Origin of the sequence: Paraburkholderia sp. CNPSo 3274 (assembly GCF_024206475.1) — a bacterium.
Classification (GTDB): domain Bacteria; phylum Pseudomonadota; class Gammaproteobacteria; order Burkholderiales; family Burkholderiaceae; genus Paraburkholderia.
Map to the genome: position 1 here is coordinate 1 of NZ_JAMBPR010000056.1, position 24100 is coordinate 24100.

Sequence of the window (24100 nt, forward strand, 5' to 3'; positions counted from 1 at the left end):
TCGAGCGGGTGAGCACGGAGATGAGCTTGCATGTGCTCGCGTACAACATGAAGCGGGTGATCAAGCTGATCGGCTCGGAAATGGCTATGAAGGCGATGCGAGCATGATGCCCGCACGGGGTTGTTGAGCCTTTGCAATATGCGTGGCCATGGTTTGAAGCTGGTGTTCCCGCAATTCACATGCCGCGGCCAATACCGAGACAGATCTTGTCAATCTCCTCTGGCCAGGCGTTTTGACACAGTCTGGGCCGACAGGATCTCGAAGCCTTTCGCGGCATTCTTGAAGCTGAGCGTGAACTGGGGGTTCGCCGTCAGTCCGGCAAAGGATCGGATAACGCCATCGCGGATGACGTAATGACGACCGACGCCGGAAACCGTGCGAATCTGAAACACCAAGGTCTTGCCCGCGACGTAACGCGCACAGTTGGGATTGTTTTTGATCTGTCGCTTCAGGATCTGGGCAAATGCCCACAACAGAAATTTGAACTTGAACATGACGGCCAACGTGGAAACATGGGGAAAATGCGAGTTCGGGCGAACACTGCCGTCGCGGTCACTCGGCAAGAAACTGCTCAACGTGATGAAGGAAGCGCTGCGGGTGCTGGAACTGTGCAGCGTGACCTGAGTCCGCGTAGATGAACAACTGGGCGTTCGGCAGGTTGCGGACCATATAGAACGAGTTGACCGTCGGGATCATCACGTCGTTTACGCCGTTGAGGATGAACGTGGGCTGCTGAATGTCGCGCAGGTAGGCGAATGGATCGCCTTCCGAGAGTCTCGGCAGATACAGCATGTTGGCCTCGATCTGCGCTTTCGCCACCTCCGCGGAAGACGGGGGGTCCTGGTCGACGCGCTGATGACGCCGTTCCCAGAACTCGCGCGCTGCCTGCTCAGCTTGCGCCGATCGGCCGAAGAACAGGTAGAGAAAGTCTTCGAAGACGGGGACAGGGTTGACTGCCGTGCTCAGCACGCGTGGTTCCATGTCGGGGTCGCCGCCTCGAGGGCCGGTGCCCAGCAGCAGCAGTTTGCGCACCAATTCCGGATGGCGCCGGGTCAGATCCAGCGCCTGGAAGCCACCCAGCGAAAAGCCGAGAACATCGATCTGCTGCAAGCCCAGCACGCGAACGAAGGCGGCTGCGTCATCGGCCATGTCCTCAATGCGTGTGCGTGGTTGACCGCCGGACGAAGCGATGCCGCGGCCGTTGTAAAGGATGACTTCGCGACCTTCTGCGAGACCGTCCGTTATCAACGGGTCCCAGTGGTCCATGCCGCCGCGGAAGTGCTGCAGAAACAGTAAAGGCGGCTGCGAGGAGGCGGTGTCACCCCAGCGGCGGTAGGCGAATCGAGTACCGTCGACATCTACGAAGCGGGTGGGCGTGGTGATGTGAGTATCAGTCATGTAGTTACCTTTTGAGAGGCTGAAGCAGGGTGCTGGTCTGGTTGGGGGACCTTCGCACGTTCACTGCACCCAAAATGCCAGCACTCCGGGTACGAAGTCCTAACGGGGCTTCGCCTCGCTGGCCGCAGCGAACGGTGAAACGAGCGCAGCGGACAGTTCACGGAGGAAAACAATGGTTATCGGTCGACAAGGCATGGCCTGGCTTTCAAGTCAGACGGAACCCGCCGTGGTCAGGCTTCTGGCCGATAGCGCTCAGCCGCATGCGCTTGTCGAATGTCCGACACGAGTCCTTGACGCGCGCCGTCCAGCGCCTCCCAGCGGCCGGCCACGTGCAGCGGAGGGATGGTGATCAGTTCGCGGCGATCGAAGCCGACCAGTGCCGCATCGACCAGTTCGCCGACCTCCATCACCTCGGTAAGCGCATTGACGTCGATGCCGGCACGCTCCCAGATCTCCGTGCGGGTCGCCGCCGGCAACACCGCCTGTACGTAGACGCCCTTGGGCGACAACTCCAGGTTCAGTCCCTGCGACAGGAACAGCACGAACGCCTTGGTGGCGCCGTAGATCGACATGCCGAATTCGGGCGCGAAACCCACCACCGAGCCAATGTTGACGATCGCGCCAGTACCAGACTGCACAAAGCGCGGAGCGACCGCGGCTGCGAGCCGCGTCAGCGCCGTGGTGTTGAGCGCGATCAGGCGCTCGATGCCCTCGGCCGTCTGCTGGACGAAGCCGCCTGACTGGGCCATGCCGGCGTTGTTAATCAGGATGCCTATGCGAGTGTCGTCGCGCAGGCGAGTCTCGAGCGCAGCCAGGTCGGCGGGCTGGGTGAGGTCGGCCTGCAGCACTTGGACGGCCACACCGCTTTGTTCACGCAGGCGCGCGGCCAGCGCATCGAGGCGCGCCTTGTCGCGTGCAACCAGCACGAGGTCGTGGCCGCGGCCGGCGAAGCGCTCGGCATAGATCGCGCCGATGCCGGAGGAGGCGCCGGTGATAAGAACAGTCGGAAGTGTGGTCATGAGTTATTTGCTTTGCTAGGGTCGCTCTGGCGGGGGTGCAAGCAGCGCGCGCCTCAGGCGGCGATGGTCGGGTAGTCGGTGTAGCCCGCAGCGCCGCCACCATAGAGCGTGGCGAAGTCGGGCTGCGCCAGCGGTGCGCCGGTCTTCAGGCGCTCGACCAGATCGGGGTTGCTGATAAAAGGACGGCCGAAGGCGAACAGGTCTGCCTTGCCCTCGTTGAGGCGGGCCGTAGCGAGTTCCAGGTCGTAGCCGTTGTTGGCCAGGTAGGTTTGCTTGAACCGGCGGCGCAGCGCGCCGTAGTCGAATGGTGCGACATCGCGCGGGCCGCCGGTAGCACCCTCGACCACATGCAGGTAGACGATGCCCAGCGCGCTAAGCTGCCCGGCGATGTAGTCGTACTGCGGCTGAGGATCGCTGCTCGACATGCCGTTTGCGGGCGACACGGGCGAGATGCGCACCCCGGTGCGGTCGGCGCCGATTTCTTCCACCACGGCGGCGACGACTTCCAGCAACAGGCGCGCGCGATTCTCGATCGAGCCGCCGTAGGCGTCAGTGCGCTCGTTCGCCCCGTCTTTGATGAACTGCTCCAGCAGATAGCCGTTGGCGCCGTGGATCTCTACGCCGTCGAAGCCGGCTGCAATGGCGTTCGCCGCAGCCTGGCGGAAGTCGTTCACGATGCCCGGCAGTTCGGCGAGTTCCAGAGCGCGCGGTTCGGAGACGTCGGCAAATCCGTTGTTCACGAAGGTCTTGGTCGCTGCACGGATGGCCGACGGTGCGACCGGCGCAGCGCCGCCGGGCTGCAGATCGACGTGCGCAACACGGCCGACGTGCCAGAGTTGCGCGAAGATGCGCCCACCCTTGGCATGCACAGCCTCGGTGACCGTGCGCCAACCAGCGATCTGCTCGGGTGTGTACAAGCCGGGGGTGTCCTGATAGCCCTGGGCTTGTGCCGACACCTGAGTGGCCTCCGTGATGATCAGGCCGGCCGAGGCACGCTGCGCGTAATAGGTCGCAGCCAGTTCGCTGGGCACCAGCCCCGCGCCCGCGCGGTTGCGGGTCAGCGGCGCCATGACAAAGCGATTGGCGAGGGTCAGACCGCCCAAAGCGTAGGGTTCGAAAAGCGTCTTATCGGTCATGTTGCGTCAGGTTCGAGGTTGGAAATAGGATCAATAATGACGATCATAATCTATTCCGTCAAGGTTTTGATGACGATTGACATCAATGTATAATGGCGTCTTCCCACACATGAACCCATCGTGGTCAGAACATGAAGATCACCAAGGCACAGGCACAGGCCAACCGGGAGCACGTTGTCGAGACGGCGTCCAGGCTGTTTCGGGAGCGCGGCTACGACGGGATTGGCGTTGCCGATCTGATGGCCGCCGCCGGCTTCACCCACGGCGGCTTTTACAAGCAGTTCCGCTCCAAGGCCGACCTGATGGGGGAATCGGCGGCCTGCGGCATCGCGCAGACCGTGGCGCTGAGCGCGGGTGTCAACGCGCCGGAGTTCGTGCGGTATTACCTTTCCCGCGAGCACCGCGACACCCGCGCGACCGGCTGCACGATGGCCGCACTCGGCGGGGATGCCGCGCGTCAGCCGGAAGCGGTTCGCGCCACGTTTGCGGCGGGCATTGAAAGCCTGCTGGCGGTGCTGTCCCCCGAGGGCACTGCGTCGGACGGCGTGGATGCGGGACGGGCGCGAGCCCAGTCCCTTGACATACTGGCGCACGCGGTGGGCGCCATCGTCATGTCACGGGCCTGTCCGGACGACTCGCCGCTGGCCGACGAAATCCTCGCGGTTTGCCGCGACAAAATTCTCGCGTCACTGAGTTCGCCCGCGACAGCGCGCAATCACCGTAACGACAACTCCGCCCAGCCGAAGTGATACGGACACAAACGGCCGACTGGAAGTCGCTGGGACTCATAGAGCACAAAACATCAGAAAGCCGATGAGCCCCCTGCGGAACCGATTATCGTTCTTGCCGTTGACCTCTGGCTCTCGGCTCCAAACGGTCCATGACCCAATCGTGGATAGCCATTAGCATTCCAAGATCGAGTTCATTTGGGTCGGTCGCCCCGAAATAGTGAACCCACTTTTCAAAAATATCGGCCTGCTCCCCGGAATATACGAGGCAACGAGTTTCCGTTTTATTCAGCAAAATTTCCTCCATCAATCACCTCATTAGGAGAGTTGGGCGGCATTTCCGCAACAACTGTCCAGAATGTTTGGACTACCAAGATTGTCATGCTTCAGTATTCTTTTACGAAACTCGTTTTTCTGTTTCTGGCTTCAGGCACTCCGTTAGTCTCTGGAACCACATTATCTCGACAAAGTCACCACTGATTCCGCGAGTCTCTTGATGCAGACCCGCAAGAGTTTTCGAACAAGATCGGGATGACGTGCGCCAGATCCTGGGCCTGAAAACATCGAAGCGAGAAACACAAAACATCAACCCCGCGAATGCTCAGTGTTCGTATAACCGCGGCTGCGTCGTCGGCCATGGCCAGTAACCGTCGTGTTGTCCCACCGGCGATAGGTGAATCTATTGCCATCGACTTCCACGAAGCGAGTCGCGACGGTGAATGGAACACCAAACATGTTGGAAATCCTTAAGAAGTTACCAAGTATGAATATGAAATTCTCTTGTTCGGTGCGAGCAGCCGAACCAGAAGGCTATTGCTTCAAAACTTCAAACGTGCTCTTCGCCCTTCCGGCACGCTGCCTGCGGCGATCGCGCGCCCGGGTGGGCGCTTTCTTCCAAGCTTATTGAGCAGGGAACTCTAGCGCCTTGGGCACAAAGTCCGCGTAGAACTGAAACACCGCGCCGTGGCCGGAATCAGGGTAGATGAGGAGCTTGCTGTTCGGCAGGCGCCGCACCAGGTCTTCCGAGTTCTTGCTTGGGACCATCCGATCGCTATCGCCGTTGACAACGAACACCGGGTTCTGCACCAACGACAGGTTCTCTGGCTCTTTCCGGCCCCAGGCGCGAATCGCCTCCAATTGCGCCAGAAACGCGGCCACGGAGATTTTCTTGTCACGGTTCTCCGAGCGCTCGTTCAAACGAGCCAGGAACGCTTTGCCAGCATCGATACCGTCGGGCGTATGGGCGAAGAACAGATACTGCTTCGGATCCTGGCCGGTGAAGAAGCCTCGGAGCATGTCGTAGAAGGTTACGCCGGTCACGGCACTGATGCCTTCGCCAACAACGTCCAGTGACCCGGAACGCAGTGCAGCGTTCATGCCGTCGGCAGTGCGGAAGCCCCCGGTGACCATTAGCGGCACCTGGATCCTTTTGCGCACTTCTTCCGCGAACTCCAGAAAGTACGCTTCGCGAGCTGCTGTGGAGGCCTTTCCTGGCTTCTGGAAGGCTCCGCTCATGGCCGGCGCTTCGTAGGTTCCGCCGGAGACCTCAATGAGATCGATGCCGGCCTCGACAAGCGCCTGGATGGTCGCCTGGACATTTTTTCTCAGGATCAGCAGCGCAGCCGCTTCCGCCAGCGCCTTCTCCCTTGCCCTGCAATTCCTTCTCAAGCTGCTAGATACGCTTCCTGTCCTCTTTCGACTGCTGGCGCTGCTCGCGTGCCTGCTCCGTGGTATTTGCATTGGCCGAACGGCAAGCGGCTCGCTAGACAGAGATCTGCTCCGGATAAAGACCCTTCCGACGGCAATACTCGGCCAGCTCCGCTGCATTGAGCGGCGCGGTTTCCAGCACGACTGCAAAGTTGTCCTCCGAAGACCATCCTTCCGGATTCTTCCCATCGCCAGGCACAGCCAACCCTTGTCCTTTCGCCTGTCGGCGCCACGTGTACAACGTCTGTTCTGTAATCCCCGTTTCTCTGGCCAGCGCCGAAACCAGCGCATTCTCCGGCGGCATCATGCGCCGTACCAGCGCTTCTTTTCTTTCTACTGAGTAGGCTTTCATTAACCCTGATTTTACCGCCCCCAGACCATGTCTCTAAGAATCAGATAACACGACAAGTAGTCTGACGCCGGGGGCGGGTGCGCTAAGTTTTTCTAGCGCTGTCCTAAGGGGACGCATTGCGTTGGTCAACCTTTCAACAAGTCGGTCGTCTCGGTCATTCGTAGGTGAGTCCCGAGCGCCGCCCAGCAGATAAAAGCTCAGGCTAAGATCATGTGGGTGGAAAGCGTAGGACTCCCAGACAGCCATCGCTACGCGCTCCGCACGACGGACCGGAAGCCGAGCATGCCCGGCTTTGAGCGCATGAATCCCAGCGTCGCTCGCACCGACGGCCGCTCAGGGAAGCACGACGATTTTCCCGCGCCTACTTCGGTCAAATGTTGCCAGCACAGCGTCCCTTGCGTTTGCGAGAGGGAAAGCGATAGTCGCAGGTGGTCGAAGGTGGTCGCGGGCGACCATCGAAAACAGCGCAGTGCGTACACGCCGCGCCTGTTCCGGCCGGTTTGCCAGGAAATACCGCACATCGACCCCATGCAGGGTGGCGTTCTTGAGAAGCGCGAGGTTGACCGGGAGCGACGGAATGGCGCCGCCCGCAAATCCGATCACGAGATAGCGGCCGCCTTTGGCCAGCGAGCGGAATGCCGGCTCGAACATGTTTGCGCCAACAGGGTCGAGCACGACGTCGACGCCTTCTGGCGCGACTCGCTTGAGCGCCTCCCTCCAATCCGGAAGGCTGTAGTCGATGGCAGCCACTGCACCTAGCTCGCATGCGGCTTGACGCTTGAACTCGCTAGACGCCGCCGCGATCACGCGCGCCCCGGCATGCCCTGCAAGCTGAATGGCGGCGGACGACACCGCACCACCGGCTCCCAGCACCAGCAGCGTATCGGCGGCCGTTAAACGTCCCTGATCGAACAACGCGTAGTGTGCCGTCTGGTAGTCCACCAGCATGGCTGCGGCAACGGGCATCGGTAGCCCGCCGGGGACAACGTCCACGTCAGCGGCATCGACCACTACGTATTCCGCCAGGCCTCCCCCTAGCTGCCACGTGACGACACGTTCATCGACAAGTGGCTGCGTCACGCCCGGACCGACGGCGTCGACCACGCCAGCAATCTCTCCGCCCGGTACGTAAGGCAAGTGCGGCTTGATCTGATAGCGGCCGTGCATCATCAGGCCGTCAACGAAACCAAGAGCCGTTGCTTCGATGCGAATCCGCAGTTGCCCGGGACCGGGCTCCGGCATCGGCGCATCAATCAACGCATAGGAGCCGGGATCGAACTCTGTTCCTGAGAAGCTTTGCACGTTTATCTCCATCGCGAGCACCATGACGAACCCACGCACGAATATGCGCGACTACAGCCGCACTTGACCATAGCCGCACTTTACAGCGCATGGCGCGCTCAGCGGACCAACCGCTTCATCCCGCCAACCTCGTGATCGCCACCTGGCTGCCCGCTTGCTCCCGCAGACGAAACTTCTGGATCTTGCCTGTAGTGGTCTTGGGCAATTCTCCGAAGATCACGCGACGAGGGCATTTGAAATGCGCTAGCCGCTCCCGGCAGAACAGGATGACATCCTGCTCCGTGATGGGGGAGGCATCCGGCTTCAGTTCGACAAACGCACAAGGAGTCTCGCACCATTTGTCATCCGGCTGAGCGACGACGGCCACGTTGAGCACGCCGGACATGCGATAGATGACCTCCTCCACTTCTACAGACGAGATATTTTCTCCCCCCGAGATGATGACGTCCTTGGAGCGGTCTGTGATCTGGATATAGCCGTCTGGGTGAACGACCGCAAGATCTCCGGTATGAAACCAACCGCCGGCGAAAGCTTTTGCCGTTGCGTCGGCATTCTTGAAGTATCCCATCATTACCGTATTCCCCCGGACCATAACCTCGCCGCAAGATTTGCTATCGGCTGGCACCGGTTCAAGCGTCGCAAGATCGGCCACCGACATGTTCTCGAACGCGGCCGCTCGTACACCTTGCCCTCTTCCCCGGAAGATGGTGCATGGCACGATCTTCTTCCCACAGTGGATCGCTGGAGAAGGGCAACACCCGGAGAAGACGATCTGCTATCAGAACGACTTCATTGAAGACATGCATCGCTTCCGCGATGAGGGGCCAGCGTACCCCTATGTCATCGTCAGTGAATTCGCGAAAGTCACCTTTATGGAGCAGTGCGGCCCTGACAATGATGCCGTGATTGCGCAGGCGCCAGGGCAGCTTCCGGACGGGTACCTGGATCGCACCAACTAGCCCGGCATCTAGCACGGTCGCAGAATCGGTCGCCTAACTACCACTGGAGAAGAAACATGGTTACGCTTCGCCACGCCATCAAGATCGCAGCTGCCCGGGATGTCGTCTATCGTGCCCTCACTGACATCCAGGGGATGCAAGGCTGGCATCTCGGCGCAATTACCGGAAAGATCGCCGAAGGTGACACCTTTTATCTGGATCGCCGGCCCGGTTTGCGCTTTGGGTGGCGAACAGACCGTCTGCTGGACGGTAGCAAGATCGTCCAGACCTGTATCGAGGGACCGGGCGCCTCAGACGCCAAGCACCTGACCATCGACCTCACTGACCTGCCTGATGGACGCACCCTTGTCGAACTTCATGACGAAGGATGGTCGGAAGACAATCCGCATCTGCCGCTTTGCAACACCTATTGGGGCGAGGCGCTCTCCTCGTGTTGGTGGGCGCGGGCAGAAGCTTGCGCAAACCATTGACCCCGCCGCTGTCGACTCTATCTTCCAGGCCTACGAGGACGCAGGGATTCGCGCGCTCGTGGGGTTCTCGATGATGGATCGCGCGATCGTCGACAACTTCCCGGAGGTCGACAGCATTTTCCCGCCCGCGCTGCTTGCGCAACTGCGTGCGCAGCCGCGGCCCTCTCCCGATACGTTCTTCGCGCTGCTGGAAAGCGAGTTGGCGCATCACCATCCCCAGCATTATCGGGTGGGTATGCTGATCGCCCCTTCCGCACCGCAGCGCTGCACGCCAGAATTTCTCGCGCGTTGCCGCGAATTCGCCGACACGCATGATCTGCCGGTCATCATCCACATTCAGGAAACCCGCTTGCAGGTGGTAACGGCGCAAGCCTTCTACGGCAAGTCCATGCTGATGCGCCTTGCCGAACTGGAATTTCTGCGGCCAGGCACATCGCTGATCCACGCGGTCTGGTTGTCGGATGCGGAGATCGCGTGCCTGGCTCAATCGGGTGCGAGCGTGCAGCACAATCCATGGAGCAACCTGATGCTCGGCTCGGGCATTCAACCGGTGCGAGCGCTGCTCGATGCAGGCGTCAACGTGAGTCTCGGCTCCGACGGCTGCGCGTCGACGGTCACCGTCAATATGCTCAACGTGCTTGGCAGCGCCGCAGCAGTCTCGAAAATACGCGGCGACGATTATTCGCGCTGGTTGTCCGCAGCTGAAGCTCTGCATGCGGGGACAATTGGCGGCGCAACCGCGCTCGGACTAGGCAGCCAGCTCGGTGCAATCGAGGCGGGTTATAGCGCCGACCTGGTCGCTTACCGGACTGACGCGATCAGCTTCACGCCGTTAGCCGATCCGGTGCGGCAACTGGTGTATGCCGAGCGCGGCGCCGCTATCGACAGCGTGTTTGTTGCGGGCGAGGCAGTCATGCGGAACGGCCGACTCACGCGCGTCGATGAAGGCGCAATGCTGCGGGAGATCAACGTCGCTTACCAGGCACTGGGCGCGGAGTTAGACCTCGCGGATGAATCCGTCGCGCCGCTGCGCGCGGAGATGGAGAAGGTCTACGCGCGCGCCCATGCACTGCAGGCCAACTGGCAACCTCATACAGCGAAGCTGCCAGGTTGACGATGTACTTGCGGGCGCGATAGATATGGAATCTCTTCCCCCTGGACGGGATCACGAATCGCAGGTTCGCAGCTGGACGCGTCCAGCCACACGCTAGTCCAGGATTGTCGACGACCTTGAGCCATACGAAGTCGATGTGGCTGTTCCTTCGAGTTGCGAACGTGCAAGCCGCTCTCAGCCGACTTCGATGCACTCGCCAGTCGCCCGGCCTTCAGGCGGCCGAGTTGATGCGGTAAGCTTTGAATGGGACGTGCGACTCTAGTGCGCTACGATCCACCAGATGTGGGAGCGTTGGCAGAACGGAGAATCTCTCCACAAGATCGCTCAGCTTTATGACCGGAATCACTCGGCGCAGATCGTTGCAGGCGAGCTCCCGAGCTCCAGCGGCAGTCGTCACCGCAGCAGATTGCCGGGTGCCTCAAGGCGTGCGTACCCAGACAACAAGGACTGCCACGTGTCCCACGAGACTATCTATCGCAGTCTCTTCATTCAGGCCCATGGCGCCCTGAAGAAGGAGTTGCTGGAACACTTGCGGCGCACCCGGGCCATGCGCCGCTCGCGCCATCACACGCAAAAGACGGACGATTACGGCAGGATTCGCGACACGGTATCGCTCAGCGAACGTCCGGCAACAGTTGAAGATCGCGCGGCACGGGGCCACTGGGAAGGCGACCTCCTATGCGGCAGCGGGAGCAGCCAGATAGCATTGTCGGGAAATCAGATGCGTCTCGCTCAGCCGAAGCGCTCCATGGCTTTGCGGACCTTTCGCCTGAAGGCGTTCCGTTTTTCCGGAGTGGCCACGTTCATGTGGTAGTAGGGCAGATAGAGAATGCGGGCGCGCCCACCGGTGAGCAAATGCAAATAGCGCTTGATGACGCGACGCGGCGGGTCGCTCATGTACCAGGCAACGTAGCGGGGGCGTCCGTAGGTCACGACCGCTGCGATATGCTTGAGGTGCGTGAGGGCCGGCTTGACGTGCGTGGGATCGGTGACGTCGAGCGCCACCCCCGGGATCATCACGCGGTCGAAGAATCCCTTGAGCATCGCAGGCAGACCCATGCACCAGGTCGGGAAACAAAACACAAGCGCCTCGGCCCAGAGTAGCCGTTCGACGTAGCGTTGAACGGGCTGGCGGTTGATCCGGACATCGTGATAGTTCGACCGCTCTTCTTCGGAAAGGACCGGGTTGAAACGTTCGGCGTACAGGTCGCAATTGTCGATGTCGTGACCGGCGTCGCGGAGGCTCTGCAGGACCTCCCGGTGGAGCGCTGCATTGAAGCTGGTGGCAACCGGATGGCAGTAGATGACGAGAATTCGCATGCGCTGGCTGGATTCCGATATCGTGTTAAAGAAGGACGTCCGGTCATGGCCGCGGATCGCGCAACCGATGCTGGGACGAGCGAACGTTGTTTCCATACGTATTCAGGCAATTCGGGATGTGTCGTTTCCCCGTTGGCGCCATGTCCGCTGACGGATTGTCAACGTCGCGGAATCGGGACGTTGCCGGCACAATCGGATCCGGCGTGAAACCGGTAGGTGGTCGGGCGGTACGGCCGGCATCGTCGTCATCGGCGCCGCGTTTCGGGAATCGTCGCCAACGTGACACGAACGAGGGGCTCACGTCTTTGTGCGCATTTGCAGCAGCTCCGCGGACACCGCCACCGCGATCGAGCCGGGCGCCTTGTCAGTGATGCCCGCGATGCCGATCGGACACACCATCTCGTGCATCCTCGCCGGATCGATACCGCGTGCCACGAGCCGCCGCTCGAACTTCACGCGCTTCGTGTGTGAGCCGATCATCCCGAAGTACGCGAAGTCGCGCCGCCGCATGATCCGCTCGGCCAGCGCGAAATCGAGCGCGTGGTTGTGCGTCATTACGAGGAAGTACGCGCCCGGAGGCGCTTCGTCGACGATCGCCTCCGGCGTGTCGGTTGGCTCGGGCTGCACGTTCGGCGGACATTCGTTCGGTAACAGCTCGTCGCGCGTGTCGACCCATAGCACGACGCACGGCAGCCGGCCGAGCAGTGTCACGAGCGCATGGCCGACGTGCCCCGCACCGAACAGCACGACGTGCATCGCCACGGGCGTGCCCGTCGCGCGGTTGCGCCGGCCGGTCCGTTGGGCGATTGTCATGTCAGGGCGCTCCGGGTCGTCCCAGGCGTCCTGACTCCCCCTCGAGGGCAGCGAGCAAGCGAGCGTGGGGACCGTTTCATGTCAGCCTCACGCCGCGCGTACGGCCTGCACCGCGCGCAGGATCGACTCGCCGGTCGCCGGCGCGTCGAGCGGCGGATTCACGCGATAGTCACCGATCGCTGCGACCGCGTCACGCACCGCGAAGAACACCGAGAACGGCAGCAACAGCGGCGGCTCGCCGACGGCCTTCGAACGGTGGACGCTGTCCTCGACGTTGCGGTTCTGGAACAGCCGCACGTTGAACTCGGGCGGCGTGTCGTTGACGGTCGGGATCTTGTAGGTCGACGGCGCGTGCGTCATCAGCTTGCCCTCCGGGTTCCACCACAGCTCCTCGGTCGTGAGCCAGCCCATGCCCTGGATGAACGCGCCTTCGACCTGGCCGACATCGAGCGCCGGGTTCAGCGACGTGCCGACGTCGTGCAGCGCGTCGACGCGCAGCGTGCGCATCTCGCCCGTCAGCGTGTCGATCACGACTTCGGATACGGCCGCGCCGTACGCGTAGTAGAAGAACGGCCGGCCCTGCAGCTTCGCTTGATCCCAGTACAGTTTCGGCGTCGCATAAAAGCCGTCCGACCACAGCTGCACGCGTGCGAGATACGCTTTCGCGATCACCTCGCCGAACGGCACACCGGTCTCGCCGACCCACACGCGGTCGTTGCCGAAGCGCACGTCCTTCGCATTGTTCGAGCTGCCGCCGTATTGCTTCGCAGCGAACGCCGCGAGCCGTTCGCGCAGTTGGCGCGCCGCGTCCTGCGCGGCCTTGCCGTTCAGGTCCGAGCCCGTCGATGCGGCCGTCGCCGACGTGTTCGCGACCTTGCTCGTGTCGGTCGCCGTCACGCGGATCCGCCCGAAGGGGATCCCAAGCTCGTGCGCGACAACCTGCGCGACCTTCGTGTTGAGTCCCTGCCCCATCTCCGTACCGCCGTGGTTCACGAGCACCGAGCCGTCCGTATAGATGTGGACGAGCGCGCCGGCCTGGTTGAAGTGGGTCGCGTTGAATGCAATGCCGAACTTCAGCGGTGTCAGCGCGATGCCCTTCTTCAGGACCGCGTTGCTCGCGTTGAATTCGCGCACCCCGGCGCGGCGCGTGCGGTAGTGGCTGGTCGCCTCGAGCTCGGCGAGCAGCTCGGGCAGGCAGTTGTCCTCGACCGTCTGGCCGTACGGCGTCACGTTGCGCTCGGTCTTGCCGTACAGGTTCGCGTAGCGGACGTCGAGCGGATCGCGGCCGAGCGAGCGGGCGATGTTGTCCAGGAGGTACTCGACCGCGAACGCACTCTGCGGGCCGCCGAAACCGCGGAACGCCGTGTTCGACTGTGTGTTGGTCTTCCCGCAGTAGCCAGCGATCGCGACGTCCGGCAGCCAGTACGCGTTGTCGAAATGGCATACCGCGCGCGTCATCACGGGACCCGACAGGTCGGCCGAGAAGCCGCAGCGCGATGTCATGTCGATCGACACGCCGCTGATGCGGCCGTCGTCTTCGTAGCCGACGTCGAAGCGGTAGTAGAAATCGTGCCGCTTGCCGGTGATCATCATGTCGTCGTCGCGGTCCGGACGCAGCTTCACCGGGCACAGCAGCTTCCACGCGGCGAGCGCCGCGCAGCACGCGAACAGGCCCGACTGCGATTCCTTGCCGCCGAACCCGCCGCCCATCCGCCGGCATTCGACCAGCACGTTGTGCGACGCGACGCCGAGCACGTGCGCGACGAGGTGCTGCATCTCGCTCGGGTGCTGCGTCGAACAGTAGACGTGCATCCCTTCGTCGTCCTTCGGCACCGCGTACGCGATCTGCCCTTCGAGATAGAACTGTTCCTGGCCGCCGAGCGTCATCTCGCCAGCCTCGCGGTGCGGCGCGGCCGCGAGCCGCGCGGCCGCATCGCCGCGCGCGAGCTTCAGCGGGGGGATCACGTACGACTCGGCTTTGCGCGCGTCCTGCGCGGTGAAGATCGCGGGCAATTCCTCGTAGTCGACCCTCGCGCGGCGCGCGGCGAGTCGCGCGGTTTCGTGCGACGTCGCGACGACGATGAACATCGGCTGGCCGACGAACTGCACCACGCCGCTCGCGAGCACGGGGTCGTCGTGGATGATCGGGCCGCAGTCGTTGACGCCCGGAATGTCGTCGGCCGTCAACACCGCGACGACGCCGGGCGTCGCGCGCACCGCGTCGAAGTTCATCGACAGGATCTTCGCGTGCGCCTGCGCGGACAACCCGAGCGCCGCGTGCAGCGTGCCCGCGACGAGTGGGATGTCGTCGGTGTAGGTCGCGCGGCCGCTCACGTGCAGGTGCGCTGATTCGTGCGGGCGCGACAAGTGCACCTGGCCCGCATCGGCCCGCGTATCGAGGGCGTTCAGAAACGGTTCTGCTTGCTGGTTCACGGTGTTCTCCGGAGCTTCAATCGTCACGCGCGCGCCGTCTCGGCGGCCACTTCACGCACGCTCAGCGCCTGCGGCTGCAGCGGATCGTGCGGACGGGTCTCGAGCCAGAACCGGTACAGCAGGTTCTTCGCGGTGTCGAGCCGGTACACCCTCGTCGCGCGCATGTCGGACAGCGGCTGGTAGTCCCGTCCGAGCGCCTGCATCGCGGCCTGCGCGGTCGCCTCGTGCCACGGCACGCCGTCGAGCACGGCTTCCGTCTGCGCCGCGCGCTTCGGCGTCGCGGCCATCCCGCCGAACGCGATGCGCGGTTCGCGGATCGTGTCGCCGTCCGCGATGAACGCGAACGCCGCGCACACGGCCGAGATGTCCGAATCGAAGCGCTTCGACAGCTTATAGGTGCGGAACCGCAGGTTCGCGCGTGCGCCGCTGCGGGTCGGCACCTTCAGGCCCATGACGAATTCGTGCGGCGCCATGTCCTTCTGCTGGTAGCCCGTGTAGAGCGCCTCGAGCGGCAGCTCGCGCACGACGTCGCCGCCGCGCAGCACGACGCGCGCGCCGAGCGCGATGAGCCCCGGCATCGAGTCGCCGATCGGCGAGCCGTTCACGACGTTGCCGCCGAGCGTGCCCGCGTTGCGGATCGGCAGCGACGCGAAGCGCTTCCACATCTCGGTCAGTTCCGGATAGGTGCCAGCCAGCGCCGCGTATGCGTTCTCGACCGTCACGGCCGCGCCGATCGCGATCCAGTCGTCGCCGTGCTTGATGCGCTTCAGTTCGGCGATCTGGCCGACGTAGATCAGATCGTCGAGCCGGCGCATCTGCTTCGTGACCCACAGGCCGATGTCGGTGCTCCCCGCGAGGATCCGCGCGTCGGGGCGCTCGACCTTCAGCGCGGCAAGCGCGTCGAGCGTGCGTGGCGCCGCGAAGCGCGCGTCGCCGACCGTGTAGTCGAAGGTGTCGTCGCGCTTCAGCGATGCGAGCGTGCGCGCGAGCGCGGCCGTGTCGACGGGTGCCGAAGGCGGCGGCGCATCGAACATCTGCACGGCCGCATCGACGATCGGACGGTAGCCCGTGCAGCGGCACAGGTTGCCCGTCAGCGCGTCGGCGATCTCGGTGCGCGTCGGCGTTTCCTTCGCGGCCGCGCATGCGCTGCCGCACGCCTCATGGCCGTGCTTCTCGTAGAGCGCCCACATCGACATCACGAAGCCGGGCGTGCAGAAGCCGCACTGCGAGCCGTGGCAATCGACCATCGCCTGCTGCACGGGGTGCAGCGAGCCATCTGGCTGGCGCAGGCCCTCGACGGTCAGCAACGCCTTGCCGTCGAGCGTCGGCAGGAACTGGATGCACGCGTTGACGGCCTTGAACTCAACGGTTCCCGCTTCGGTTAGTTCGCCGACGACGACCGTGCAGGCGCCGCAGTCGCCTTCCGCGCAACCTTCCTTGGTGCCCGTGCAATGCGCGTCCTCGCGCAGGTATTGCAGCACGGTGCGGGTGACGTCTGCGCCGTCGACTTCGCGGATTGCCTGACGATGATAGAAGCTGATTGACTGGCTCATATTCAGATATTGTTACTGTCGATCAATGGGGCTAAATCTGGATACAACTGCTCTGCACGCCGTCACCGACGGGCTGAAGACGGGACTCACAACAGATGGCGGCCGTCGCCGATTTCACGGAGCAATCCGGCTACGGCCGCCTGCGCTTGACGGCCGAGTTCGGCCATGTCGACGCCGGCGATCTCGTCGTCCTTGACGATTCGTCGTCCGGCCGAGAAGAGGGCAGCGAGCGACGGGCGTCCTCCCGATGCGACCGGCCCGATAGCGGGGTCGTGCAGCCCGAAATAGCGGGGATCGTCGAGGCGATAGACCGCAATGTCGGCCGAATAGCCCGGCGCAATTTTTCCAACATTCGGCAGGCCGAGGATCCGGGCGCCTCCTGCGGTGCCCCAGTGAATCACGTCCGTCACCGTCGCAGCATGCGCGCCGCCTTCGAAACGGCCGCCCTGGAATTCCGGTTCGGCAGCCATTCCCAGCCTCGCGCGTTGCGCGAGCCACGCCATATGGACTTCCGAAATCATGTCGGCCGCTTCGTTGGATGCGGCGCCGTCGACCCCGATGGAAATCGGCACGCCCGCATCCGCCATTTCGCGCACAGGGCTGATCCCGCTTCCGAGGCGGCCGTTGCTCTGCGGGCAATGCGCCAGTCCGGTGCCGGTCTGGGCTAGCAGGGCGATTTCGGTTGCGTCGACCTTGACGAGATGCGCGAACCACACGTCGGTGCCGAGCCAATCATGCTCACCGCAAAACGCCACCGGCGAACGCTGATGCCACCGATGCGCGTGATCCCGATAGGCGACGGTCTCGGACAGATGCGAATGCATCCGCAGGCCCAGTCGCCGTGTAAATGCGGCGATCTCGCGCATTTGCGCCGGCTCGACCGAGTACAGCACGGTCGTGGGCGCAACGACGACGCGGCGCATGGCGCCCGGCCCGGCGTCGTGATACGACGACGCGAGCCGCTCTACGTCGGCGAAATAGGCGTCGAGCGTTTCGGGGCGCAGCGCCGTCGGCAGCTCGGCTTCGAGCTGGCGCGTCCTGGTTGCGCCTCCGCGCAGCAGCACGAAGCGAAGGCCAAGTTTTTCCGCCTCTTCGAACAGGATCGCCGAACTGTCGAACGGCATCTCCGGGTAATACAGGTAATTGTGGTCGGCGATCGTCGTGCAGCCCGAGCGGATCAGTTCGATCATGCCGATGCGCGCGGCGAGCCGGAAGCGTGCTTCGTCAAACAGCGCGCGAAAGCGGTAGGGCGTCGCCGCGAGCCACGGAGTCAGCGACGCGTCCAACCCCAGCGGATCGCCTTTCAGGATCGACTGAAACAGATGATGATGCGTATTGACCCAGGCGGGGTACACGACGCAGCCGGTCGCGTCGACGATCGTCTCGCCGGGGCGCGGCGTCAGCGCGCCGACTTCCGCGATGACGTGGTCGACGATCCGAATGTCCGGCCCGGCAACGCGCGCCGGGTCGCCGGCGTCGTTGTCGCCGCCGGTCATGATAGCCACCGCGCCGCGGATCAGGGTCGAGTGTGCTGGATCGGTCATGGTCGAGTGTGCTGTATCAGTTATGGTCGAGTGTGCTGGATCAGTCATGGTCGAGGAGGCAACGGGGAGTCAGAGTTCACTTTCGTGCCAGCTTCCGAGGCACAACCGCGACAACCAGGTCGTGAGGCCGAACAGCGCCACGCCCGTTACGGTAATCAGCGCGAGCGCGGCGAACAGCCTGGGAATGTTGAGCGCGAAGCCCGCCTGCAGGATCTGGTACGCGAGGCCCGCGCCGGTGCCGCCCGTGCCGGCCACGAACTCCGCCACCACCGCGCCGATCAGCGCGAGGCCGCACGAAATGCGCAGGCCACCGAAGAAATACGGCAGCGCGCTCGGGATGCGCAGCCGCACCAACGTATCCCAGCGGCTTGCACGATTGATCCGGAACAGGTTGATCAGCCCGGGGTTGACGCTGCGCAGCCCGAGCACGGTGTTCGAGATGATCGGGAACACAGCTACGAGCGTCGCGCAGATGACGAGCGCAAGCGTCGGTTCCTTGACCCAGATGATGATCAGCGGGGCAATGGCCACCACAGGCGTCACCTGCAGCAGGATCGCGTAGGGAAAGAGGCTGGCTTCGATCACGCGGCTCTGGACGAACAGGAAAGCCGCGGCCGTGCCGCACACCACGGCCAGTGCAAACGCCAGCAGCGTGATGCGCAGCGTCACCCACAGCGAGCCGGACAGCAGCGGCCAGTCTTCAACGAGCGTCTTGCCGATCGCAATCGGTGAGGGTACGAGGTACGGCGGCACGGCGAGCGCCATGCAGACGCTCTGCCACACGAACAGCAGCACGATGCCTACGGCCATGGGCGCGGCTACGCGCTGAACGGTCGGCCGCGCAAATAGCGGGGGATGCATATGAATTCTCCGACAATCAATCGACAACGGGAGCGCCGGTATTGGCCTGCGTCAGCAGGGCCGACAGTTGTGCGCAGTACTGCATGAACTCGGGCGACACGCGGAACGCCTCGTCGCGGACCGCGGGACCTTCGATCTGCACATCGGCGATGACGCGGCCCGGGCGGGCCGCCATCACGATCACGCGGCTCGACAGGTAGACCGCCTCGTAGATGCTGTGCGTCACGAACACCACCGTCAGCCCCCGTTCGGCCCACAGCGCACGCAGATCTGCGTCGAGCTTGTTGCGCGTGAACTCGTCGAGCGCGCCGAACGGCTCGTCCATCAGCAGCAGGTCGGGATGCGTGGCGAGCGCGCGCGCGATTGACACGCGCATCTGCATGCCGCCGGACAGTTCGCGCGGATACACCTGCCCGAACTGTCCCAGCCCGACGAGTGCCAGCGCGCGATGCACGCGCTCGTCTGCTTCCGCGCGCGACATGCGGGCGAGGTCGAGCGGCAGGCGGACGTTGGCGGCCACCTTCGCCCATGGCATCAGCGTCGCCTCCTGGAACACCATCGCCAACGTGCGGCCTGGGGTGCCGACGCCGGCAGCGAGCGTGGGCTCGCCCCACCAGCGCAGGTGCCCGGCGGACGGCAACTCGATCCCCGCAAACAACTTGAGCAGCGTGCTCTTGCCGCAACCGGACGGACCCAGCAGCGAGACGAATTCGCCCGGCTGGATGGCGAGCTTCACCCGTTCCAGCGCGACGGTGCCGTTGGGATAGGTTTTCTCGACCTGGTTCGCGAACAGCGCGGGCGCGTCGGTGGGGCGCTGGCCGCCGCGTGAAGGCGGGCCGCCGGCCGACGGCCTGGCTGTGTCGATATCGTTGCCACCAAAGGCGAGCGACATGGCGGTTTCCCCGAAATTTGCCGATTGAGTTCCGGATGCGGTACTCACGGCATCACCTTCAAGTCCTTGGTGAACTGCGTGGTGTATGCGCGCTTCCAGTCCACACCGGCTCCCAGCATGCCGGCGCTGACCATGAAGTCGCGCGTCTTCTTCCAGCGCGTATCCGTCATCACGCCGATGCCCATCGTGGCGGCGTCGCCCCCGGTGATCATGCGGAACTGCTTGAGTTTCTGCACGGCGTAGGCGAGCTGGTCGTCCTTCATCGCCGGGTTGTCACGCTTGATGAGCGCGTTAGCGGGCGCCGGGTCGGCGAGGTAGCTCTTCCACCCTTCCATCGACGCGCGAACGAAACGCGCTACCAGGTCGGGCTTGTCCTTGACGGTGTTGCTCATCGTGACAATGGTGGTGCCGTACGGCGGATAGCCGTCGTCGGCAAACAGGAAGAAGCGCGTCTTCACGCCGGCCTTGTCGGCGCTGAACTGCTCGGACGAGGCATAGGCCTGCTGCGCCGCATTGGGATCGGCAAAGAACGGCTGCAGGTTGAACGTGTACACGCGCGATTGCGAATCGTCGAGCTTGTACTTGCCCTTGAGCCACGGCCACCACGTGGTGCGGCCGGACGTCGAGACCAGGATGACGTGCGTTTTCAGATCCGCCAGACTCTTCACGTCGTCGTGCGTCATCATGCCCTGGGGATCGGTCTGCATCGCGGCGCCGACGGTGGTGACGGGCACGCCCTGCTCGATGCTCTTGAGCACCTGGAAGTCGTAACCCATCAGGAAATCGGCCTGCCCGCTGGTCAGGATCTGCATGCCGTTGACCTGCGGACCGCCCATGCGGATCTGCACGTCGAGCCCGTATTTCTGGTAGATGCCGGTGGCGACGGCCTGATAGAAGCCGCCGTGTTCGGCCTGGGCATACCAGGAAGTGAGGAAGACGACTTTGTCGAGCGCGAAGGCGCTGGCGGACCAGCAAGCGGCGGCGACAGCGGCCAGTCCGAGGAGACGGCGGAGAACGGTACGAGGATTCATGGCTGGACACGGGTTGATCGTGATTCAACACGCCAGTGACCACGCCATCATGAGAGTCTGAGCGGTACCAATGTAGCCGGACGTGACGCGTCATGAAGGCTCGGCCATGCATCCGGATACCGGACGCCCAGGCGCGGCTTTCAAGAGCAATTTCCGGCTGCTGCGCGAATCGGCCGAAGGCTCGATGCCACCTCGTGCAGTAGTGAACGCTTCTACTCTGCCCGCAATAACGCAACTACCGTACCAGGGGGTGGCGTGCAACGCGCCGGCGGGGCGAGAGCGGTCATTCCGAGCAAGATGGTCTCGTCCGGAAGCCGCCGTAGTGCGTGCGATGTGGGCCCATGGTGCGTCGCGCCCGCGTGTGGTGCATCGTCGCGCGGAGACCCGCGCCGCATCGACGTTCACGGTTGGCGTGGATATTGCTCCCAAGCCGGCAAGAGTAGAAGCGTTCACCAGTCGCGCAGAGAATGTCGACTGGCCGGGAATTGCTCTTGAAGTCGGACCGGGCCAAGCCTCAACGGGCGGCCTGGATGCCATTGGAGCTTCAAGACCGCGATGCCTGGATTCGTTTCGATCGTCCCGCGTTGTTGCGTTGCTCCCGGTCCGACGTCCATCGACCTTTTTTTGCACGGAGCACATGCATGACCACGCCGAACGACCGCCGTTACACGTTGACCGAACTCGACAAGGAAGCCCGCATGGGTGGCCTGGGTTCGGAAACGCATGCTCGCGAGGTTCGCATCATCGATCTCGCCGACTTCGAGGAACGTCGTGCGCCGATTGCCGACGAACTGTGGGCCGCCGCGACCGACGTCGGCTTCTTCCAGCTGGTCAACCACGGCATCGACCTCGAGCAGGTGCGGGGCGCATTCGAGATGGCGCAGCGCTTTTTTGCGCTTCCGGAACGCGTCAAGGCCCAGTATCCGTTGCAGAAGGCGCAGAACAGCGGCTGGGAGAGCAAGGCCCAGGTGCGCCCCTCTACGGGCACGCAGGACCAGAAAGAGTCTTATCAGATCACATTGCCGCACATGTGCGGGCTGTGGCCAACCGAGGAGCAGCTGCCCGGCTTTCGGGCTGCGATGCTGGCGTTCGAGACGCAGTGCTGGCGCCTCAGCGTGCGCGTGCTGTCGTGCTTCGCCGACAAGCTCGGTTTTGCGCGCGACTTCTTCGAGCACGCCCACGATCCGTCCCTGCCGACGTACCAAAGCACGCTGCGCCTGCTGCATTACTATCCGAACGATCCGTCTTTGCCGAGCGGCCTGTGGCGCGCAGGGGCGCATACGGATTTCGACTGCCTGACGCTGCTGTTCCAGCGCGCCGAGCAAGGCGGCCTGCAACTGTGCCCCGGGAAGGAAATGGACGGGCAGGAATGGACCAGCGTCGAACCAGCCGACGAGGTGATCACTTGCAACATCGGCGACATGTTGATGCGATGGAGTGACGACCAGTTGCCGTCCAACTTCCACCGCGTGCGCAATCCACTACCGCATGAATATCAGGGGTCGCGCTACAGTCTGGCTTTCTTTTGCCAGGCGAACCGCAACGTGATGATCGAGGGTCCCAGCCGCAAGTACGATCCGATCAGTGCAGAGGACTATCTGCGTCAGCGCGTTGCGGCCAATTTCCATGCAATGAAGTAAGGCCTGCCAAAACTAACGACATGGTTCGGCAAAGGCGAGCTCGACCAATGTTGCAGGCATCATGACAGCCGCGTTGTCGGGAGGCGGCTCGACCTCTGAGGGGCGGTAGATCGCATCGCCCGCGGCGATGCCCTGTCCGCTCAAGGCGCATATACCCGATCGTTTGGCTGCAGCAAGGCGCCAGACCTGTTCGCCGTACTTGCAACCTCGGGGGTCGCTCCACGATACGGTGGCCGTTCGTGGGCTGGGTCGATCGAGTAGCGCGATCGTAACGTCGCCATTCTTGACCGGCAGACTGCTCGATCCGTGCGAATCGACTATATGCCTGACTCGAGCCGTCAATTGATGCGCGCATCCCGCATCGAGTTGGCCGACAGTGCGCTGCCATGCAAGGTCGGCCGTCACGTATTGATCCATGGGTACTCCGTCGAAAGTGAGGTGGCGTTCAGCTCAGCCGTATCTTCGGCTGCACGAGGCCGTTGATCTGCTCGGCGGTCCACAGCATCATGGCCTTGCCAAAACCGTGCAAAGCCTGCTGATGTTGCCGGTAGAGCATGGCGTGACTGAGCTGCGCGAATCGGCCCTTGATGAATCCGCCACGGAAGAACCCGAACTGCCCGAGCGTCCCAAAGGCGTTGTAGTCGCTCAGCGATACCAGCGCGCCGAAGTCGTGAAATGCAAAGTCGGGCAATGAGCCGCCGCCGAGCCAGCCCGGCAAGTGCTTGGCGAGATGTTGTGCCTGCTGCGTGGCGACTTGCGCCGTGGGTGCGAGAGGACGTTCATTGCCGGCGAGCGTCAACGTCGAGCAATCGCCGAGCGCGAATAGTGTGTCGTCGTCCTGCGCCTGCAGGGTAGGCCTGACGGCGATCTGATTGGAACGGTTGATCTCGATCCCATCCAGTTTGCTTAGAAAATCAGGGGCCTTGACGCCCGCCGCCCACACCATCAAATCCGCCGGTTGGTGGCTGCCATCGCCCAACCGGAGTCCATCGGGTTCGGCGGCGGTCACTCGCGTGCCCGTTCGCACCGTGAAACCAATATGCCGTAACTGTGCCTCACTGGACTCCGACACCGCCGGCGGAAACGCCGCCAGTACGCGCGGTGCGCTTTCATAAAGGGTGAGGTTCAGACGTGAGCGGATGCCGGGGTCACCGTAACTCGACGCCACTTCGAGCAAGCGGCTCAATTCCGCTGCCAGTTCGACGCCGGTCGCTCCGGCGCCGACGATAGACACGCGCAACGCGCTATTCGTCACAACGCTCTGGAATATGCGGATTCGCAATGCTTCGTTGAAGACTTCAGCCTGTGCCTGGCTGTCAATGAAATGGCAATGATCGAGGATGCCTGGGGTGCCGAAGTCGTTGGCGCGACTGCCTAACGCAAGAATCAGTACATCGTATTCGACGGTGCGCGGGCCGATCACAATGCCACCCGACTTCGAACGCAGCGCAGCCAGCTTTACGATGCGCGCATTGCGGTCCAGGCCTTCCATCTCGCCTGGCTGATAGTTGAAGCCGTGGTCGCGAGCGTGGGCGAGATAGATGACCTGCTGTTGCTGGACATCGCGCGTGCCCGCCGCGATCGTGTGCAGCATGGGCTTCCAGATGTGGGTTGCGCTTTTGTCGATCAACGTGACCTGAGCGCGGCCGCTGCGGCCAAGCGTGTTGCCCAGCCTGGTCGCAAGCAGAAGTCCAGCGATACCGCCGCCGACGATGACGATCCGGGTGGTCTGGCGCATGGTTTAATATTCTACGAGTGATGAATTAATGCGATACTAAGGTTTCGAAGGGTTGATGTCAAACCGGTGCCGCTGCTATTCGCGGTGCGG

The 24100-nt window shown here is 63.2% G+C and carries 22 protein-coding genes and 3 pseudogenes; 7 read left to right on the forward strand and 18 right to left on the reverse strand.

The features are described from left to right. Nucleotides 1-209: 209 nt before the first annotated feature. The 4 genes from M3I54_RS30625 to M3I54_RS30640 all read right to left on the reverse strand — a co-directional run bounded on the left by M3I54_RS30625 (nt 210) and on the right by M3I54_RS30640 (nt 3553). On the reverse strand, nt 210-494 hold the full coding sequence (locus tag M3I54_RS30625) for a helicase (RefSeq protein WP_254342700.1): 285 nt from the start codon (nt 492-494) through the stop codon (nt 210-212). Between the two features lie 58 nt (nt 495-552). After that, complete coding sequence (locus M3I54_RS30630) at nt 553-1398, reverse strand: alpha/beta fold hydrolase (protein WP_254342702.1); 846 nt, start codon at nt 1396-1398, stop codon at nt 553-555. 230 nt (nt 1399-1628) lie between these two features. Beyond that, complete coding sequence (locus M3I54_RS30635) at nt 1629-2417, reverse strand: SDR family oxidoreductase (RefSeq protein WP_254342710.1); 789 nt, start codon at nt 2415-2417, stop codon at nt 1629-1631. 53 nt (nt 2418-2470) lie between these two features. Next, the gene (locus M3I54_RS30640) at nt 2471-3553 is read right to left on the reverse strand and encodes an alkene reductase (RefSeq protein WP_254342712.1); all 1083 of its coding nucleotides are present in this window, start codon (nt 3551-3553) and stop codon (nt 2471-2473) included. 131 nt (nt 3554-3684) lie between these two features. On the opposite strand from M3I54_RS30640, the gene M3I54_RS30645 reads away from it, so the two are divergent. Beyond that, nucleotides 3685-4302: a TetR/AcrR family transcriptional regulator gene (locus M3I54_RS30645; protein ID WP_254342714.1), complete on the forward strand. Its 618-nt coding sequence runs from the start codon at nt 3685-3687 to the stop codon at nt 4300-4302. A 712-nt stretch (nt 4303-5014) separates the two neighbouring features. After that, the gene (locus tag M3I54_RS30650; RefSeq protein WP_254342716.1) at nt 5015-5188 is read left to right on the forward strand and encodes a hypothetical protein; all 174 of its coding nucleotides are present in this window, start codon (nt 5015-5017) and stop codon (nt 5186-5188) included. Here the strand turns inward: M3I54_RS30650 and M3I54_RS30655 are convergent. From M3I54_RS30655 to M3I54_RS30670, 4 genes and pseudogenes are all read right to left on the reverse strand, one after another. Continuing rightward, complete coding sequence (locus M3I54_RS30655; RefSeq protein ID WP_375542243.1) at nt 5182-5898, reverse strand: alpha/beta fold hydrolase; 717 nt, start codon at nt 5896-5898, stop codon at nt 5182-5184. The two genes, M3I54_RS30650 and M3I54_RS30655, sit on opposite strands and share 7 nt — an antisense overlap. Further along, nucleotides 5881-6340, reverse strand: a pseudogene (locus M3I54_RS45425) (transposase); the annotation flags it as partial. The gene M3I54_RS30655 and the pseudogene M3I54_RS45425, both read right to left, overlap by 18 nt. Nucleotides 6341-6673: 333 nt before the next feature. Next, nucleotides 6674-7666, reverse strand: a complete 993-nt coding sequence (locus M3I54_RS30665; protein WP_254342721.1) for an NADPH:quinone oxidoreductase family protein — start codon at nt 7664-7666, stop codon at nt 6674-6676. Nucleotides 7667-7757: 91 nt separating this feature from the next. Further along, nucleotides 7758-8330 (reverse strand): annotated as a pseudogene (locus M3I54_RS30670) (acyl-CoA synthetase); the annotation flags it as partial. A 16-nt stretch (nt 8331-8346) separates the two neighbouring features. On the opposite strand from M3I54_RS30670, the gene M3I54_RS30675 reads away from it, so the two are divergent. The 4 genes and pseudogenes from M3I54_RS30675 to M3I54_RS30690 form a co-directional block, all read left to right on the forward strand. Beyond that, nucleotides 8347-8601 (forward strand): phenolic acid decarboxylase, encoded by a 255-nt coding sequence (locus tag M3I54_RS30675; RefSeq protein ID WP_254342723.1) that lies wholly within the window; start codon nt 8347-8349, stop codon nt 8599-8601. A 56-nt stretch (nt 8602-8657) separates the two neighbouring features. Continuing rightward, nucleotides 8658-9071 (forward strand): SRPBCC domain-containing protein, encoded by a 414-nt coding sequence (locus M3I54_RS30680; RefSeq protein ID WP_254342725.1) that lies wholly within the window; start codon nt 8658-8660, stop codon nt 9069-9071. Further along, nucleotides 8959-10185 carry an amidohydrolase family protein gene (locus tag M3I54_RS30685; RefSeq protein WP_254342728.1) on the forward strand — a complete coding sequence of 409 codons (1227 nt, stop codon included), beginning with the start codon at nt 8959-8961 and terminating at the stop codon, nt 10183-10185. The genes M3I54_RS30680 and M3I54_RS30685 overlap by 113 nt, the downstream gene beginning before the upstream one ends. A 387-nt stretch (nt 10186-10572) precedes the next feature. After that, nucleotides 10573-10891: pseudogene (locus tag M3I54_RS30690) on the forward strand (transposase); the annotation flags it as partial. A 26-nt stretch (nt 10892-10917) separates the two neighbouring features. On the opposite strand, the gene M3I54_RS30695 reads toward M3I54_RS30690, so the two are convergent. The 8 genes from M3I54_RS30695 to M3I54_RS30730 form a co-directional block, all read right to left on the reverse strand. Continuing rightward, on the reverse strand, nt 10918-11601 hold the full coding sequence (locus M3I54_RS30695) for an NAD(P)H-dependent oxidoreductase (RefSeq protein WP_254342730.1): 684 nt from the start codon (nt 11599-11601) through the stop codon (nt 10918-10920). Nucleotides 11602-11802: 201 nt separating this feature from the next. Further along, nucleotides 11803-12318 (reverse strand): xanthine dehydrogenase accessory protein XdhC, encoded by a 516-nt coding sequence (gene xdhC, locus M3I54_RS30700; protein WP_254342732.1) that lies wholly within the window; start codon nt 12316-12318, stop codon nt 11803-11805. Between the two features lie 87 nt (nt 12319-12405). Continuing rightward, a complete protein-coding gene (gene xdhB, locus M3I54_RS30705) occupies nt 12406-14751 on the reverse strand; it encodes a xanthine dehydrogenase molybdopterin binding subunit (protein ID WP_254342734.1) in 2346 nt (781 codons plus the stop codon). Nucleotides 14752-14774: 23 nt separating this feature from the next. Further along, on the reverse strand, nt 14775-16304 hold the full coding sequence (gene xdhA, locus M3I54_RS30710; protein ID WP_254342736.1) for a xanthine dehydrogenase small subunit: 1530 nt from the start codon (nt 16302-16304) through the stop codon (nt 14775-14777). A gap of 86 nt (nt 16305-16390) precedes the next feature. Next, nucleotides 16391-17848: an amidohydrolase family protein gene (locus M3I54_RS30715; RefSeq protein WP_254342738.1), complete on the reverse strand. Its 1458-nt coding sequence runs from the start codon at nt 17846-17848 to the stop codon at nt 16391-16393. A gap of 69 nt (nt 17849-17917) precedes the next feature. Continuing rightward, complete coding sequence (locus M3I54_RS30720) at nt 17918-18709, reverse strand: ABC transporter permease (RefSeq protein WP_254342740.1); 792 nt, start codon at nt 18707-18709, stop codon at nt 17918-17920. Nucleotides 18710-18725: 16 nt separating this feature from the next. Beyond that, nucleotides 18726-19601 (reverse strand): ABC transporter ATP-binding protein, encoded by an 876-nt coding sequence (locus tag M3I54_RS30725; RefSeq protein ID WP_254342742.1) that lies wholly within the window; start codon nt 19599-19601, stop codon nt 18726-18728. A gap of 44 nt (nt 19602-19645) precedes the next feature. Next, on the reverse strand, nt 19646-20632 hold the full coding sequence (locus tag M3I54_RS30730) for an ABC transporter substrate-binding protein (protein ID WP_254342744.1): 987 nt from the start codon (nt 20630-20632) through the stop codon (nt 19646-19648). A gap of 641 nt (nt 20633-21273) precedes the next feature. On the opposite strand from M3I54_RS30730, the gene M3I54_RS30735 reads away from it, so the two are divergent. Continuing rightward, nucleotides 21274-22272 carry an isopenicillin N synthase family oxygenase gene (locus M3I54_RS30735; RefSeq protein WP_254342809.1) on the forward strand — a complete coding sequence of 333 codons (999 nt, stop codon included), beginning with the start codon at nt 21274-21276 and terminating at the stop codon, nt 22270-22272. A 12-nt stretch (nt 22273-22284) separates the two neighbouring features. Here the strand turns inward: M3I54_RS30735 and M3I54_RS30740 are convergent, their stop codons facing one another. Together M3I54_RS30740 and M3I54_RS30745 are read right to left on the reverse strand one after the other, a co-directional pair. Then, nucleotides 22285-22689, reverse strand: coding sequence for a DUF3331 domain-containing protein (locus M3I54_RS30740; protein ID WP_254342751.1), 405 nt, complete (start codon nt 22687-22689; stop codon nt 22285-22287). 28 nt (nt 22690-22717) lie between these two features. Next, complete coding sequence (locus tag M3I54_RS30745) at nt 22718-24010, reverse strand: NAD(P)/FAD-dependent oxidoreductase (protein ID WP_254342753.1); 1293 nt, start codon at nt 24008-24010, stop codon at nt 22718-22720. Nucleotides 24011-24100 lie beyond the last annotated feature (90 nt).

Excerpts from the sequence above, each read along its gene's own strand:
- M3I54_RS30625 (WP_254342700.1), bottom strand. The coding sequence starts at position 494 with ATGTTCAAGTTCAAATTTCTGTTGTGGGCATTTGCCCAGATCCTGAAG.
- M3I54_RS30630 (WP_254342702.1), bottom strand. The coding sequence starts at position 1,398 with ATGACTGATACTCACATCACCACGCCCACCCGCTTCGTAGATGTCGAC.
- M3I54_RS30635 (WP_254342710.1), bottom strand. The coding sequence starts at position 2,417 with ATGACCACACTTCCGACTGTTCTTATCACCGGCGCCTCCTCCGGCATC.
- M3I54_RS30640 (WP_254342712.1), bottom strand. The coding sequence starts at position 3,553 with ATGACCGATAAGACGCTTTTCGAACCCTACGCTTTGGGCGGTCTGACC.
- M3I54_RS30645 (WP_254342714.1), top strand. The coding sequence starts at position 3,685 with ATGAAGATCACCAAGGCACAGGCACAGGCCAACCGGGAGCACGTTGTC.
- M3I54_RS30650 (WP_254342716.1), top strand. The coding sequence starts at position 5,015 with ATGTTGGAAATCCTTAAGAAGTTACCAAGTATGAATATGAAATTCTCT.
- M3I54_RS30665 (WP_254342721.1), bottom strand. The coding sequence starts at position 7,666 with ATGGTGCTCGCGATGGAGATAAACGTGCAAAGCTTCTCAGGAACAGAG.
- M3I54_RS30675 (WP_254342723.1), top strand. The coding sequence starts at position 8,347 with ATGGTGCATGGCACGATCTTCTTCCCACAGTGGATCGCTGGAGAAGGG.
- M3I54_RS30680 (WP_254342725.1), top strand. The coding sequence starts at position 8,658 with ATGGTTACGCTTCGCCACGCCATCAAGATCGCAGCTGCCCGGGATGTC.
- M3I54_RS30685 (WP_254342728.1), top strand. The coding sequence starts at position 8,959 with ATGACGAAGGATGGTCGGAAGACAATCCGCATCTGCCGCTTTGCAACA.
- M3I54_RS30695 (WP_254342730.1), bottom strand. The coding sequence starts at position 11,601 with ATGGAAACAACGTTCGCTCGTCCCAGCATCGGTTGCGCGATCCGCGGC.
- xdhC (WP_254342732.1), bottom strand. The coding sequence starts at position 12,318 with ATGACAATCGCCCAACGGACCGGCCGGCGCAACCGCGCGACGGGCACG.
- xdhA (WP_254342736.1), bottom strand. The coding sequence starts at position 16,304 with ATGAGCCAGTCAATCAGCTTCTATCATCGTCAGGCAATCCGCGAAGTC.
- M3I54_RS30715 (WP_254342738.1), bottom strand. The coding sequence starts at position 17,848 with ATGACCGATCCAGCACACTCGACCCTGATCCGCGGCGCGGTGGCTATC.
- M3I54_RS30720 (WP_254342740.1), bottom strand. The coding sequence starts at position 18,709 with ATGCATCCCCCGCTATTTGCGCGGCCGACCGTTCAGCGCGTAGCCGCG.
- M3I54_RS30725 (WP_254342742.1), bottom strand. The coding sequence starts at position 19,601 with ATGTCGCTCGCCTTTGGTGGCAACGATATCGACACAGCCAGGCCGTCG.
- M3I54_RS30730 (WP_254342744.1), bottom strand. The coding sequence starts at position 20,632 with ATGAATCCTCGTACCGTTCTCCGCCGTCTCCTCGGACTGGCCGCTGTC.
- M3I54_RS30735 (WP_254342809.1), top strand. The coding sequence starts at position 21,274 with ATGACCACGCCGAACGACCGCCGTTACACGTTGACCGAACTCGACAAG.
- M3I54_RS30740 (WP_254342751.1), bottom strand. The coding sequence starts at position 22,689 with ATGGATCAATACGTGACGGCCGACCTTGCATGGCAGCGCACTGTCGGC.
- M3I54_RS30745 (WP_254342753.1), bottom strand. The coding sequence starts at position 24,010 with ATGCGCCAGACCACCCGGATCGTCATCGTCGGCGGCGGTATCGCTGGA.